The sequence below is a fragment of the Bordetella sp. N genome, from assembly GCF_001433395.1.
Classification (GTDB): domain Bacteria; phylum Pseudomonadota; class Gammaproteobacteria; order Burkholderiales; family Burkholderiaceae_B; genus Bordetella_C.
The window spans coordinates 642,793-656,381 of the sequence record NZ_CP013111.1 but is presented as its reverse complement, the minus strand read 5'-3'; the positions used below and the strand labels follow the sequence as shown (position 1 = coordinate 656,381).

At 65.9% G+C, this 13,589-nt stretch carries 13 protein-coding genes; 12 read left to right on the top strand and 1 reads right to left on the bottom strand.

Annotated features, from left to right (window positions below; genetic code table 11):
- Positions 1 to 213 precede the first annotated feature (213 nt).
- The 7 genes from ASB57_RS02820 (at position 214) to ASB57_RS02790 (ending at position 5,572) form a co-directional block, all read left to right on the top strand.
- The gene (locus tag ASB57_RS02820) at positions 214 to 945 is read left to right on the top strand and encodes a YebC/PmpR family DNA-binding transcriptional regulator (RefSeq protein WP_057650375.1); all 732 of its coding nucleotides are present in this window, start codon (positions 214 to 216) and stop codon (positions 943 to 945) included.
- A gap of 75 nt (positions 946 to 1,020) precedes the next feature.
- Entirely contained in the window at positions 1,021 to 2,325 is a 1,305-nt protein-coding gene (gene purD, locus ASB57_RS02815; RefSeq protein ID WP_057650373.1) for a phosphoribosylamine--glycine ligase, read from the top strand.
- 25 nt (positions 2,326 to 2,350) lie between these two features.
- Positions 2,351 to 3,301, top strand: coding sequence for an oxygen-dependent coproporphyrinogen oxidase (hemF, locus tag ASB57_RS02810; RefSeq protein WP_057650371.1), 951 nt, complete (start codon positions 2,351 to 2,353; stop codon positions 3,299 to 3,301).
- A complete protein-coding gene (nadD, locus tag ASB57_RS02805; RefSeq protein ID WP_057650370.1) occupies positions 3,298 to 3,888 on the top strand; it encodes a nicotinate (nicotinamide) nucleotide adenylyltransferase in 591 nt (196 codons plus the stop codon). Before hemF ends, nadD begins: the two co-directional genes overlap by 4 nt.
- 69 nt (positions 3,889 to 3,957) lie before the next feature.
- Positions 3,958 to 4,371, top strand: a complete 414-nt coding sequence (rsfS, locus tag ASB57_RS02800; RefSeq protein ID WP_057650368.1) for a ribosome silencing factor — start codon at positions 3,958 to 3,960, stop codon at positions 4,369 to 4,371.
- Positions 4,372 to 4,383: 12 nt separating this feature from the next.
- A complete protein-coding gene (gene rlmH / locus ASB57_RS02795) occupies positions 4,384 to 4,854 on the top strand; it encodes a 23S rRNA (pseudouridine(1915)-N(3))-methyltransferase RlmH (RefSeq protein ID WP_057650366.1) in 471 nt (156 codons plus the stop codon).
- Between the two features lie 91 nt (positions 4,855 to 4,945).
- On the top strand, positions 4,946 to 5,572 hold the full coding sequence (locus ASB57_RS02790) for a nucleoside triphosphate pyrophosphatase (RefSeq protein ID WP_057650364.1): 627 nt from the start codon (positions 4,946 to 4,948) through the stop codon (positions 5,570 to 5,572).
- A 52-nt stretch (positions 5,573 to 5,624) separates the two neighbouring features.
- Here the strand turns inward: ASB57_RS02790 and ASB57_RS02785 are convergent, their stop codons facing one another.
- The gene (locus tag ASB57_RS02785; protein ID WP_156414044.1) at positions 5,625 to 8,057 is read right to left on the bottom strand and encodes an NEL-type E3 ubiquitin ligase domain-containing protein; all 2,433 of its coding nucleotides are present in this window, start codon (positions 8,055 to 8,057) and stop codon (positions 5,625 to 5,627) included.
- 175 nt (positions 8,058 to 8,232) lie between these two features.
- Here ASB57_RS02785 and ASB57_RS02780 point away from each other — a divergent pair, with 175 nt between their 5' ends.
- The 5 genes from ASB57_RS02780 to ASB57_RS02760 all read left to right on the top strand — a co-directional run bounded on the left by ASB57_RS02780 (position 8,233) and on the right by ASB57_RS02760 (position 13,582).
- Positions 8,233 to 9,156 carry a hypothetical protein gene (locus ASB57_RS02780; RefSeq protein WP_057650360.1) on the top strand — a complete coding sequence of 308 codons (924 nt, stop codon included), beginning with the start codon at positions 8,233 to 8,235 and terminating at the stop codon, positions 9,154 to 9,156.
- Between the two features lie 63 nt (positions 9,157 to 9,219).
- Positions 9,220 to 10,368 carry an NAD(P) transhydrogenase subunit alpha gene (locus tag ASB57_RS02775; protein ID WP_057650358.1) on the top strand — a complete coding sequence of 383 codons (1,149 nt, stop codon included), beginning with the start codon at positions 9,220 to 9,222 and terminating at the stop codon, positions 10,366 to 10,368.
- Positions 10,365 to 10,679: an NAD(P) transhydrogenase subunit alpha gene (locus ASB57_RS02770; protein ID WP_057650356.1), complete on the top strand. Its 315-nt coding sequence runs from the start codon at positions 10,365 to 10,367 to the stop codon at positions 10,677 to 10,679. Before ASB57_RS02775 ends, ASB57_RS02770 begins: the two co-directional genes overlap by 4 nt.
- 3 nt (positions 10,680 to 10,682) lie before the next feature.
- Entirely contained in the window at positions 10,683 to 12,116 is a 1,434-nt protein-coding gene (locus tag ASB57_RS02765) for an NAD(P)(+) transhydrogenase (Re/Si-specific) subunit beta (protein ID WP_231755324.1), read from the top strand.
- Between the two features lie 74 nt (positions 12,117 to 12,190).
- The gene (locus tag ASB57_RS02760; protein ID WP_057650354.1) at positions 12,191 to 13,582 is read left to right on the top strand and encodes an NAD-dependent succinate-semialdehyde dehydrogenase; all 1,392 of its coding nucleotides are present in this window, start codon (positions 12,191 to 12,193) and stop codon (positions 13,580 to 13,582) included.
- Positions 13,583 to 13,589 lie beyond the last annotated feature (7 nt).

Sequence of the window (13,589 nt, the reverse complement as noted above, 5' to 3'; positions counted from 1 at the left end):
AAAAAAGCCCCTAGGGACAACCCTGCGGGTTGCCCGGTCCCCCAGGGGGACGCTTTTTGACTTGGGGCGGCCCTGCGTCAAAAAAAGCCGCCGCGCGGACGATGCCGCTAGTGTAGAGCGAGCCGGCGCGGCGCCAAAGCAACACTATGGGCGGGCGTGGGGCCGGCGGCACGGTAAAATAGCCGTCTTTGCTTAAATCACACTCGGAAAGCCATGGCCGGACACAGTAAATGGGCCAATATCCAGCACCGCAAGGGTCGTCAAGACGCAAAACGCGGCAAGCTGTGGACCAAGATCATTCGTGAAATCACCGTCGCGGCGCGCGCTGGCGGCGCCGATCCGGACAGCAACCCCCGGCTGCGCCTGGCCTGGGACAAGGCGACCGACGCCAATATGCCCAAGGACAACGTCCAACGCGCCATCCAGCGCGGGGCCGGTGGCGCCGACGGCGACAACTACGACGAAATCCGCTATGAAGGCTACGGTATCGGCGGCGCGGCCGTCATTGTCGACACCATGACGGACAACCGCACCCGCACCGTCGCGGAAGTGCGCCACGCCTTTGCCAAGAACGGCGGCAACCTGGGCCAGGAAGGCTCGGTGGCCTTCATGTTCAAGCACTGCGGCCAGTTCATCTTCGCCCCGGGCACGCCCGAGGACAAGGTCATGGAAGCGGCGCTGGAAGCCGGCGCGGAAGACGTGGTCACCGACGAAGAAGGCGTGATCGAAGTCATCACCGCCCCGGCCGACTACGCCGCCGTGCGCCAGGCATTTGACGCCGCGGGCCTGAAGGCCGAAGTCGACGGCATCATCATGAAGGCCTTGAACGAAACCGACCTGGCTGGCGACGACGCCGCCAAGATGCAGAAATTGCTCGATGCGCTGGAAGCGCTGGACGATGTACAGGACGTCTATACGACGGCCGTGCTCGACGAGGCGCAATAACGCCATTCCCCCTGTCCGGCGCCAGACGGCGCCGGATCCGCACCCAGATCCTTCCAGACGCAGAACCCTCCAATCATGAAACTCCTGGTAATCGGCTCGGGCGGCCGCGAACATGCCCTCGCCTGGCGCCTCGCGCAATCGCCGCGCGTCCACAAGGTCTACGTGGCCCCCGGCAACGGCGGCACGCACGGCGGCAGCCTTGAAAACGTCGCCCTGACCAACGCCGACGAGCTGGCCGACTTCGTCCAGCGCGAAGGCGTGGCGCTGACCGTGGTCGGCCCCGAAGCCCCGCTGGCGGCCGGCGTCGTCGACGTCTTCCGCGCGCGCGGCCTGAAAATCTTCGGCCCCACCAAGGCCGCCGCCCAGCTGGAAAGCTCCAAGGATTACGCCAAGGCCTTCATGGTGCGGCACAACATCCCCACGGCTGAATACGAAACCTTCACCGATCCGGTGGCCGCCCACGCGTACATCGACGCCAAGGGCGCGCCCATCGTCATCAAGGCCGACGGCCTGGCCGCCGGCAAAGGGGTCGTGGTCGCCACCTCGCTGGAAGAAGCCCACGGCGCCGTTGACGCCATGCTGGGCGACGGTTCCCTGGGTGCCGCCGGCGCCCGCGTGGTGATCGAGGAATGCCTCGTCGGCGAAGAAGCCAGCTTCATCGTCATGGTCGACGGCCGCAACGTCCTGGCGCTGGCCACCAGCCAGGACCACAAGCGCCTGCGCGACGGCGACGAAGGTCCGAATACCGGCGGCATGGGGGCGTACTCCCCGGCGCCCGTGGTGACCCCCGAACTGCATCACCGCATCATGCGCGAAGTCATCCTGCCGACGGTGCAGGGCATGCAGCGCGACGGCATCCCCTTCACCGGCTTCCTCTACGCCGGCTTGATGATCTCCCCGGGCGACGATCCCAACCGTCCCATCAAGGTGCTGGAATTCAATTGCCGCATGGGCGATCCGGAAACCCAGCCCATCATGATGCGCGTCAAGAGCGACATGCTGGACGTGTTCGAGCACGCCGTCGCCGGCACCCTGGACCAGGCCGACATCGTCTGGGACCGCCGCACCGCGCTGGGCGTGGTCCTGGCCGCGCACAACTACCCGGGCACGCCGCGTACGGGCGACACCATTTCGGGCCTGCCCGAAGATGCCGCCGACTGCATGGTCTTCCACGCCGCCACCAAGCGCGACGGCGACAGCATCCAGACCTCCGGCGGCCGCGTGTTGTGCGTCACGGCGCTGGGCGATTCGGTGCGCATGGCGCGCGAACGCGTTTATGAGACCGTGGACCGCGTGGTCTTCGACGGCCGCCAGTACCGCGGCGACATCGGCTGGCGCGCCCTCAACCGTGCCCCGGCCAAGCCCAAGGCGGGCGCTTGAGCCGCGGCTCGGCACGGGTAATGGCATGAACACGGGCACCCTCAACACCGCCGTCGCGTCCTCTTTGCCGGAGGAATTGCCCATCGCGGCGGCGCGCGACTACTTCACCGGCCTGCAGGACCGCATCGTCGCGGCCCTGGAGCAGGCCGATGGCGCCGCCTTCCGCAACGATCCCTGGGAACGTCCCGAAGGGGGCGGCGGCCGCTCGCGCCTGCTGGAAGGCGGCCAGTTGCTGGAGCGCGCGGGCGTGCTGTTCAGCCACGTGCATGGCGCCACCCTGCCCCCGTCGGCCAGCGCGCGCCGGCCCGAGCTGGCGGGACGGCCCTGGCAGGCCATGGGGGTTTCGCTGGTGTTGCACCCGCGCAATCCCTATATCCCCACCGTACACATGAACGTCCGCCTGTTCGTGGCGCCCGCGCGTCACAGCGGTGAATCCGACGTCTTCTGGTTCGGCGGCGGCATGGATCTGACGCCCTACTATCCCTACGAGGAAGACGCGCGCCATTTCCACCGGACCTGCCGCGATGCGCTGGCGCCGCACGGGGCGGACTATTACGCCCGCTACAAAAAGTGGTGCGACGAGTATTTCTATCTGAAGCACCGCGACGAAACGCGCGGTGTCGGCGGCATTTTCTTCGACGACCTGGATGAGGGCGGTTTCCATGCCGCCTTTGCCCTGGTGCGCAGCGTCGGCGACGCTTTCCTGCCCGCCTACATGCCTATCGTAGCCCTGCGCCGCGACCAGGCCTATGGCGAGCGCGAGCGCGATTTCCAGGCCTACCGGCGTGGCCGCTACGTGGAATTCAACCTGGTCTACGATCGCGGCACCTTGTTCGGGCTGCAATCGGGCGGCCGTACCGAATCCATCCTGCTGTCGATGCCGCCCCTGGCCCAGTGGCGCTACGACTGGCATCCGGAAGCAGACACGCCGGAAGCCGTGCTGGCGGCGTATTTGAAGCCGCGGGAGTGGTTTTGAAAAAAATCGGCCTGCTCGGCGGCAGCTTCGATCCCGTGCATCTGGCGCACCTGGCCCTGGCGCGCAGCGCGCTGGACGGCCTGGGCCTGGACCAGGTGCAATTGCTGCCCGCCGGCCAGCCCTGGCAACGTTCGCCTCTGCAAGCCAGCCCCGAACAGCGTTGCGACATGATCCGTCTGGCCATCGCCGCCACGCCGGGCCTGGCCTTGAACGACATGGAAGTCGAGCGTGACGGGCCCACCTATACGGTGGAAACCCTGCGCGCCCTGCCGCCGGACGCCGACTACGTCTGGCTGCTGGGCGCGGACCAATTGGCCAATTTCTGCACCTGGCACGCCTGGGAGGAAATCGTCTCCCGCGTCGGCCTGGCCGTGGCGACCCGCCCGGGCAGTTCCCTGACCCCGCCGCCAGACCTGGCGGCCGCCCTGGCCCGCCTGGGCCATCAATTGCAACAATTACCTTTTTCAGACATGCCTGTGTCAGCGTCGGAAATCCGCCGCAGACTGGCACAGGATATGCCGGTCGATGATCAGCTCCCCCAGCCGGTAATCGAGTACATCCGGACCCACCATCTCTACCACGACTAGGTTTGCCGCCCCTGTGCATCCGGCTGCACACTAACGGCAACCCGACCGTCGGAGGTTATATTCTCGACTATGGACATACAAAAACTGCAACGCGCCGTCATTGACGCCCTCGAAGACGTCAAGGCGCAAGACATCAAAGTCTTCAATACCACCCACCTGACCAGCCTGTTCGACCGCGTCATCATCGCCAGCGGAACCTCGAACCGGCAGACGCGCGCCCTCGCGGCCAGCGTCAGCGAAAATGCGCGGGAATTCCTCCACCTGAAACCGACCATCGAAGGCGAAGATACCGGTGAATGGGTGGTGGTCGACCTGGGCGACATCGTCGTGCATCTGATGCAACCGGCCATCCGCCAGTACTACAACCTGGAAGAGATCTGGGGCGGCAAGCCCGTGCGCGTCAAATTGCTGCCGCAATCGACTTCGGGGTCGATGTCGGGCAGCTTGAGCGGCGCCACCTACGACGACGGCGACGAAGCCTGACACGGGCGCATCATGAAGCTGATCGTTGCCGCTGTCGGCAACCGCATGCCAGCCTGGGTCGAAACGGCCTGGGATGACTACGCGCGGCGGATGCCGCCCGATTGCGCGCTGGAATTGCGTGAAATCAAGCCGGAGCCGCGTACCACCGGCAAGACCCCTGCCCAGATGATGGCGGCGGAAGCCCGCCGCATCGAGGCCGCCGTGCCCCCGCAGGCCCTGCGTATCGCTTTGGACGAACGGGGCCGTGACCTGACCACCATGGCGCTGTCGCAAACCCTGGAGCAATGGCGCGCCGGGGGCCGCGACGTGGCGTTCCTGGTCGGTGGCCCAGATGGCCTGGACGCGGCGCTGAAGGCGTCCTGCGCGTCGATGATCCGCCTGTCGTCGCTGACCCTGCCCCATCCCATGGTGCGGGTGGTGCTGGGCGAGCAGTTATACCGGGCCTGGGCCATCCTGACGAACCATCCTTATCATCGGGCTTGATGTCCGGGTCTGCATCCCGGAGCTATGCATCGGGTTCAAGTCTCCGGCTTACGCCCCGGATTCACCCCCTCGGCTTTGGGAACATATATTCGTGACCACCTCTTCTGACTCCGCGCAGGCCGCGCCCCGTATCTACCTGGCCTCGGCCAGCCCGCGCCGGCGTGAGCTCTTGACCCAGATCGGCGTTGCGCATGCCGTTCTGGCCGTGCCCGCGCCGCCGGGCGAGGATGAGCCGCGCCATCCCGGCGAGCCGGCCGAGGTCTATGTCCGCCGCACCGCCCGCGACAAGGCGGAGCGCGGCGTGCGCTACCTGCGCGAGCAGGCACTGCCTGCCCTGCCGCTGCTGGCCGCGGACACCACCGTGATCCTGGCTGGCGACGTGCTGGGCAAGCCCGCCGACCGCGCCGATGCCATCGCCATCCTGCAACGCCTGTCCGGCTGCGCGCATCAGGTGCATACCGCCGTGGTGGTGGCCGCCGCGGGCCAATTGCACGAAGCGGTGTCCGTCACCGAGGTGCGCCTGCGGACGCTGAGCCTGCAGGACATCGAACGCTATTGCGACAGCGGTGAACCCTTTGGCAAGGCCGGCGCGTATGGCATCCAGGGGCTGGCCGGCATCTTCGTCGAACACATCGCCGGCAGCTACACCGGCGTGATGGGCCTGCCGGTGTTCGAGACGGCCCAGCTGCTGGGCCGCGCGGGCGTGTTGCTGCCCTGATTCTGGCCTTGGGCGTGCGCCTGGCTATGCTCCTCGCATCGGCCCTGACGGCTCAGGCCCGCTGCCAGCCCGCCTGCGCGGGGGCCAGCCCGTCGGGCGTCGTATCAGGCTCACTAGCGGGCTCAGCACTCAGCCTGCAACCGAACGGCAGCTCGATCGGCCCGCCGTTCACCGCCACCTCATTCAAAAAGCGCAAGGTCACCGGCAGCAAAGCCTGCAACCGCAGCCGCCGCGTGACCATCACCCCCGCGTCCTTGCGGGCATCGTCACGCACGTTGCTGTCGTCCAGGCCCTGGGTCACCGCTTGCGCGGCGGCATCGACCTCGGCGTCGAAGGTGGTCGCCGCCACTGACTCGTGCAAGTCCGCCTCGGCCCGCGCGTATTCATCCGCGGCGCGCCGTTTCAGCAGGCTGGACCAGGGCGCGTAATCGGCCGCCAGAAAAGCCGGAAATTCCAACGCGCCCCGCCGCCGCACCTCGGCCACGGCCAGCGGCCGCACCCGCTGTCCATCGATCTGGCTGGACACGACCGACGCGCGCTCCGGCGCCAGCGCCCATAAGTCCAAGGCATCCGGGTCGCTCACCAGGCACAGCAGCGCCAGCCGCAGCTCCAGTTCGTCCAGCACGAAATCGTGATGGGTGCGCGTGTCGATGCGGTGCTCCAGCTCGCGGATCTCGTTGAGCACCTCGGGCGCGCCAATGATGTCGGCATTCAGAGAGCCTGGGCGCCCTGCCCGATGGACGACGGCTTCGATCGAATCGCGGCGGATCTCGTACAGCAAACGCGCCGCGACATCGTCCAATACACCCATGCTGTAGACCTGCCTGGCGATATCGATCACGCGGGCGATGTCGCCATCCAGCAAGCCGTCCTCGATATCGCAGTTCAAGCGATGGATCATCAGGCGATTGAAGGCAAACACGACGCGGTCGCCGCAGCTTTCGGTGGCTTCCAGGCAGGCGCCCAGAGTCGTATCCAGCAGGCCTCTGCGATTCGCCAGATCGATGATCCACGCTTGTACGCCCTGGCGGAATTTTTCATGTTTGAGGTAGGCGGGAGCCTGTGCCAGGCCTTTGAGGAAGGCGCGGAAAGCGAAGACCTCGACCCCGCGGTCCGGGTCGTCGACCAGTTCGCGGCATAGCGTATCCCAGCGGGCGGCGGCCTCTTGGTAGCGCCGCGCGTCCGCTGGGAAGCAGCCATCGGCGCAGTTCAGGAAGACGCCCAGCAGGTCGCGCAAGGTGGTTTCCAATGGCGTGATGCCCGCGCCAGTCGTGGGCACGAGGTCAATATACAAACGCGTATTGCGCCGCAAGCCCTCGGGCACCTCCAGCCCCTGGGTCGAGGCCGACTGCAGATACATGCAGCGCAAGTCCGCCGGCAGGCCGTGCATATCCGCCGGCAGGGCCTGCAACGGATTGCCGCTCGCGTGCAGAAACTCCAGGCCGGACGGCAGGTTGGCGGGAATCGCGCGGAAGTGGTTGTCGCGGATGTCCAGTGACCTGACCGTATTCGTCATCCCGGGCAGCACTCGGATATTGGTATCCCTGAGCGACAGCATGGACAGGTGGCGCAGCGGGCGCAGCCTGTCCAGGAAGGCGGGCGGCGCGGTGGTCAGATCGCTGCCCGACAGATCCAGCTCGACCAGTTCCGCGGGCAAGGCGACGTCCCGCGGCCACGAGCCGCGGTGGCCGCGCAGGTCCAGGCTGCGCAGCCACCCCGGTAGATTGTTCCAGTTGTCGAGGACGTTGCCCGACAGGTTCACGGCGTCCACCTGCGGGGGGATGGGCGGGATGCTGTCCAGCTCAAGATAAGCGAGGTCCAGGCACATGTGCATGCACGGCGTGCGTTCGCGGGCCTTGCTCAGGGTCAGCAGCAGATCCAGGAAACGCGCATGATCCAGGCCGCCGTAGCAGCGCATCTCGATCAGGCACGCGCGCATGCGCTCGATGGCGCGCTGGCGTGCCTGCCTTGGTTCGCCGTCGGGACCGGCTGTCAGCCAGTCATTCCATGAGCGCTCCTGCTGGGGGTCGATGGTGTGCAGCGTATGGTTCATGCCCAGGCAGGCGTAGGGATCCTGGAATTGCACCTGGGTGATGTCCTTGTAGCGATCCGCCAATTCCTTCAGCGCCTGCGCGAGTGTCGCCTGCGCCAGGAAGTCCAGGTCCACCTGCCAGCCGATGCCGCCGCCGGCGCCTGCTGGCGTGGTCGTTGCGTTGGCATGGCGTTGGCCTTCGCGCCAGATGATGTCGGGCCGCTTGTCGCGCAGCGTGGCCCAGGTCGCGTAGGCGTGCAGCAGGGTACGTCCGTTCGGATCGTCCGATACGCGCTTCAAGACCGTATGCATGCGCTCGTACTGGATCGTGGGCAATGAACCCGGCAGCCACGGGGTCAGGACCTTGTCGGTGCACAGGATGGGATGCGGCGCGTGGCTGTCGGGGGCAAGGCCCCACACCATATTGCTGCTCGACAAAGGCGTTACTGGCATTCCTGATCCCCGCACACGTAAAAAGTGACAGCGATCAGTTACGCGGCATCCCCATTCGTTCCCGGTTCTTAACAACTTCGATGAGAAAGATTGCCTCCCCCACCCGGAACGCTTAGCCCGAATCCGCCACGGACTGCCATCAGCACGAACCGTGCGTCGATCCGGCCTTGTCACCATGACCACCATCAAGATCAAACGCGCCCTTATTTTGGCGGCAGTGGGCCTGCCTCTTCATGCGAACGCAGCTGAGCAAGAGTGCGTCAGGGACCTGACCGCGGTTCCGGTGCAATTCCAGAGTGCGATCCAGTACGAGGATATGCAGACCAAGGCCAATCCCGCCGTGCGGGTCCTTATCAACGGCAAGCCCGCCAGGATGGTGCTGGACACGGGCTCCAACAGGCATAGCCTGTGGGACGCGTCCTTGCTCGACGAGAAGCCCGGCTCGGCCGTCGAGCATCAGCTGGCCATCGCCGGCATGGGCGAGGTGCGCCGGGTGCAGGCAACCGTGGCCGATCACCACGGCCATGCCTTACGACAGGACTTCGACTTCATGACCGATTCGGCGCTCGCCAAAGACGGCTACGCCGGCATCCTCAGCCCGCAACTGCTCGCGGGAAAGAACGTCACCATCCTGGACTTCGAAGCGAACTGCTTCTTTACGAGCCCCTCCTTCGACAGCAGCAACGCCAACGGCCTGGATGTCCATCGAGGCGTAGCCATCCAGAACGCCTGGTACATCGTCGGGATTTCGGCGGAACTCGATCAGAGCATCATTCCGCTGCTCGTGGATTCCGGCGCGGCTCGCACCACCATCCAGGCGGCGCTGGTGGCAGCGAAGCCCATGGGAGGGAATAGCCCGAAGACCATGGACATATTCAAGGCCGAACTTCCGGACGGCGGACAGATGCGGCTGGTCGACTTGAAGATCAATGGGCTGACCTTCGAATCCTTGCCCGTCATTCCCAGGCACACGGACGGCGGCAAGGTCATGGTGAACCTGGGTGCGGTGGGCATGGATGTTCTGAAGGGTCGCATCGTTTATTACGACGGCGCACAGCATCAATTCCATCTGATGTGGCACCCCCTCCGCCATTTTTGATTTGAGTCAAAGCGCCTCCGGGCGCGCGGGCCTACTCTGCTGTTGGACAGGGAGGCCTACTCAATGACCCTCAGGATCGCGGTTCTCAAGCAGCTTCAGCCAGGTGAGCGGCGGGTGGCGCTGGTGCCTGCGCTGATACCCAAACTGAACAAGCTGGGTGTCGAACTGTGGCTGCAAGCCGGGGCCGGGCTGGGTGCGGATTTTCCTGATGCGGCCTACACCGGTGCGCACATCGAATACGATCGCGCCACGCTGTTGACGCAAGCAGACATCGTGCTCTGCGTGCGCCCGCCCGCCATGGAAGAAATCGCTTCCATGAAGCCCGGCGCGCTGCTGATCGGCCTGCTCTACGCCGGCCAGAACGCACCGCTGTTAAAGGCGCTCTGCCAGCGGAACATCACCGCGCTCGCCATGGAAAACGTGCCGCGCATCAGCCGCGCCCAGTCCATGGACGTATTGTCCAGCCAGGCCACGCTGGCCGGCTACCTGGCCCCGCTCCTCGGCGCATTGGCGCTGCCTCGCATCCTGCCCATGATGACCACCGCTGTCGGCTCGCTACGCGCCGCGCGCGTGCTGGTCATGGGCCTGGGCGTCGCCGGACTGCAAGCGCTGGCTACCGCCCATCGCCTGGGCGCCGTCACCGAAGGCTATGACGTCCGCCCTGAAACGCGCGAGCAGGCCCAGTCAGTCGGCGCCCGCTTTATCGACACCGGCGTCGACGCACGCGGCCAGGGCGGCTACGCGCGTGACCTGACCGCCGAGGAACAGGCCCACGCCGCGGAGGTGCTGACAACACACATCCAGCAGGCCGACATGATCATCACCACCGCGAACGTCCCCGGCCGCGCGGCGCCGAAACTGATATCCAGCGCCCAGATCGCGGCCATGAAACCCGGCAGCGTCATCGTCGATCTCGCCGCCGAAAGCGGCGGCAATTGCGAAGACACGGTGTGCGGACAGACCGTGCGCGTGGGCAACGTCACCATCGTCGCGCCGCTCAACGTCGTCTCCACGCTGGCCCAGCATGCCAGCGAACTCTACGGCAAGAACCTGCTCGCGCTGCTGGACCTGATCGTCAAGGACGGCGCGCTGGCGCTGGATACCGAAGACGACGTGATCGCGGGCACCTTGCTGAGCCACGCCGGGCAAATCCGCAATGCCGCGGCCAACGCAGTGCTGCAGGCGAGCCAACAACATGAGGTCGCGCAATGAGCAATGAACTTGCGATGGGCTGGCTGGTCGCCGTCTATTTATTCATGCTGGCGGCCTTCACCGGCTACGAAGTCATCCGGCGCGTGCCATCCATTCTGCACACGCCGCTGATGTCCGGTTCCAACTTCATCCACGGCATCGTGGTGGTCGGCGCCCTGCACGCCCTGTTCCAGGCGGACACGCCGCTCATGCAAGCCATCGGCTTCGTCGGTGTCGCGCTGGGCGCCGCCAATGCGGCGGGCGGGTATGTGGTCACCGACCGCATGCTGGCCATGTTCAAGCCCAGCGCCCCGCCGGCGCCCAAGGAGTAAGACGTGCTGTCGCTGATCGTCGATGCCGGCGGCTTCTCCGCCGCCCTGTTGTTCATCCTGGGCCTGAAGCGCATGTCCTCGCCCCAGACCGCGGTGCGCGGCATCAAGCTGGCGGGCATCGGCATGCTGGTAGCCGTGCTCGCCAGCTTCGTCTATCTGGCCGGCCCCTCGACGGTCGCGCCCGCCCAAGTCTGGACCAACCTGGCATTGGCGCTGGCCGCGCTTGCCCTGGGCACCGCTGTCGCATGGCGCAGCGGCAGCAAAGTGGCGGTGACCGCCATGCCGCAGATGGTGGCGCTCTATAACGGCATGGGCGGCGGCGCCGCCGCGGCCGTGGGCGCGGTTGAACTGCTGGGGCAGCAGCACGCAGCCGTGGCGGAAAGCGCGCTGCCCTTGGCCATGACATTGCTGGGCGCGCTGATAGGCTCCATCTCCCTGTCCGGTTCGCTGATCGCCTGGGCCAAGCTCGACGGCAAGATCCCTAATCCCTGGCGCTTCAGTGGCCAGCGCATCGTCAACGGTCTGGTCTTCCTGGCCGCGCTGGCACTGGGCGTCTGGTCGTTGACCACCACGGACACGAGCCCCTTGGCCTTGCCCGGCTTCTTCCTGTGCGCGTTGGCGTTCGGCATCTTGATGACCTTGCCCATAGGCGGCGCGGACATGCCGGTGGTGATCTCCCTTTACAACGCCTTCACCGGCCTGGCGGTCGCGCTGGAAGGCTATGCGCTGGCCAATCCCGCCCTGATGATCGCCGGCATGGTGGTGGGATCCGCGGGCACCCTGCTGACCCTGCTCATGGCCAAAGCCATGAACCGTTCGCTGACCAATGTCCTTTTCAGCAACTTCGGCGACACAGGCGCGGGGGGCAGCGCGGCCAGCGCGCAGCCGGGCCTGACGGCAAGCCAGATGAAGTCGGCCGATGCCAGCGACGCCGCCCTCACCATGCGCTACGCGTCGAGCGTGATCGTGGTGCCGGGTTACGGGCTGGCCGTCGCCCAGGCCCAGGCCAAGCTCTACGAATTCGTCAAGGCGCTGGAAACCGCCGGCGTGGACGTGAAATTCGCCATCCACCCCGTGGCCGGCCGCATGCCCGGGCATATGAATGTGCTGCTGGCCGAAGCCGGCGTCCCCTACGACATGATCTACGACATGGAGGACGTCAACGAGTCCTTCGCCAGCACCGACGTCGCGCTTGTGATCGGGGCCAACGACGTGGTGAATCCCGCCGCGCGCACGGACAAATCCTCCCCCATCTACGGCATGCCCATTCTGAACGTGGACCTGGCGCACCAGGCCTATGTGATCAAGCGCGGCCAGGGCAAGGGCTACGCGGGTGTCGAGAACCTGCTGTTCTGCGGAGACAACTGCGCGATGGTCTACGGCGACGCCCTGGCGGTGCTGACGGCCATGGTCCAGACCCTGAAGGAAGCCGGCTAAACGCCCGGAGAACCTTTTTCGAAATCCGACCGCTGCGCCATCCCGACGCCAGCGGCGGCAACGGAGTAAACGCTATGACTTACGCGACTATCAATCCGTACACCGGCGAGAAGCTCGCCTCCTTTCCGGAAGCCCGCGACAGCGACATCAGCGCGGCCATCGACAACGCCCACAATGCGTTTCTCTCGTGGAAGCTGACGAGCTTCGACGAGCGCGCGGCGATCATGCACAAGGCAGCCGAGCTGCTGCGCGCGGACAGCGAGCGCTATGCGGAGTTCCTCACCCTGGAGATGGGCAAGCTGATCGGCGAAGCCAAGGCCGAAGTGGCGCTGGCCGCCGATATCTTCGATTACTACGCCCGCAACGCCCGCGACCTGCTCAAGCCGGAAAAGCTCCCGGTCGCCACCGTGGCGGAGGGAGTGGCAGTCCTCAAGCACGAACCGCTGGGCGTGCTGCTATGCATCGAGCCCTGGAATTTTCCTTACTACCAGATCGCCCGCATCATCGCGCCGCAACTGTCGGCCGGCAACACCATGCTGCTGAAGCACGCGTCCAACGTGCCCCAATGCGCCGCCGCGTTCGAGAAACTGATGCTGCAGGCCGGACTGCCCAAGGGCGCTTTCCAGAATCTGTACGCCACGCGCTCGCAGATCGACATGATCATCAACGACCCGCGCGTGTGCGGCGTCGCCTTGACCGGATCGGAAGCCGCGGGTTCCGTGGTCGCCGCGCAGGCGGGCAAGGCCCTGAAGAAATCCACCATGGAACTGGGTGGGGCCGATGCCTTCGTCGTGCTGGCCGATGCCGATATGGAGAAGACCGTGAACTGGGCCGTGTTCGGCCGGCACTGGAATGGCGGCCAGGTGTGCGTGTCGTCCAAGCGCATGATCATCGTCGACGAGGTGTACGACACGTTCCTGAAGCGCTACACCGGCGGCGTCGCCAAGCTGCGCTGCGGCGATCCTTTCGATGCCGCGACCACGCTGGCGCCGTTATCGTCGCAAGCGGCCGCCGATGAATTGAAGACACGCATCGCCATGGCGGTGGCCAACGGCGCCGTCGCCACCGAGGTTGGCCCGCCGGTGCCGACCAAGGGCGCTTTCGTGCAACCCACCATCCTGACCAACGTGACGGACGACAATCCTGCGCGCTACTGGGAATTCTTCGGCCCCGTGTCGATGCTGTTCCGCGCCAAGGACGAAGCGGACGCCATCCGCATCGCCAACGATTCGCCGTTCGGACTGGGCGGTTCGGTCTTCACCACCGACGTCAAACGCGGCGCGCAAGTGGCCGAGCAGATTTCCACCGGCATGGTCTTCGTCAATCACCCCACCATGGTGAAAGCCGACCTGCCCTTCGGCGGCATCCGTAATTCCGGCTACGGCCGCGAACTGCTGGGCCTGGGCATACGCGAATTCGTCAATCACAAGCTGGTCGACGTCGTTGATATCGACGCGCCATTCTGAACGCAGG

Bases quoted from the DNA above. Each gene is read 5' to 3' on its own strand.
- rsfS (WP_057650368.1), top strand. From the start codon at position 3,958: ATGGACATACAAAAACTGCAACGCGCCGTCATTGACGCCCTCGAAGAC.
- hemF (WP_057650371.1), top strand. From the start codon at position 2,351: ATGAACACGGGCACCCTCAACACCGCCGTCGCGTCCTCTTTGCCGGAG.
- ASB57_RS02780 (WP_057650360.1), top strand. From the start codon at position 8,233: ATGACCACCATCAAGATCAAACGCGCCCTTATTTTGGCGGCAGTGGGC.
- ASB57_RS02775 (WP_057650358.1), top strand. From the start codon at position 9,220: ATGACCCTCAGGATCGCGGTTCTCAAGCAGCTTCAGCCAGGTGAGCGG.
- ASB57_RS02820 (WP_057650375.1), top strand. From the start codon at position 214: ATGGCCGGACACAGTAAATGGGCCAATATCCAGCACCGCAAGGGTCGT.
- rlmH (WP_057650366.1), top strand. From the start codon at position 4,384: ATGAAGCTGATCGTTGCCGCTGTCGGCAACCGCATGCCAGCCTGGGTC.
- purD (WP_057650373.1), top strand. From the start codon at position 1,021: ATGAAACTCCTGGTAATCGGCTCGGGCGGCCGCGAACATGCCCTCGCC.
- ASB57_RS02770 (WP_057650356.1), top strand. From the start codon at position 10,365: ATGAGCAATGAACTTGCGATGGGCTGGCTGGTCGCCGTCTATTTATTC.
- ASB57_RS02760 (WP_057650354.1), top strand. From the start codon at position 12,191: ATGACTTACGCGACTATCAATCCGTACACCGGCGAGAAGCTCGCCTCC.
- ASB57_RS02785 (WP_156414044.1), bottom strand. From the start codon at position 8,057: ATGCCAGTAACGCCTTTGTCGAGCAGCAATATGGTGTGGGGCCTTGCC.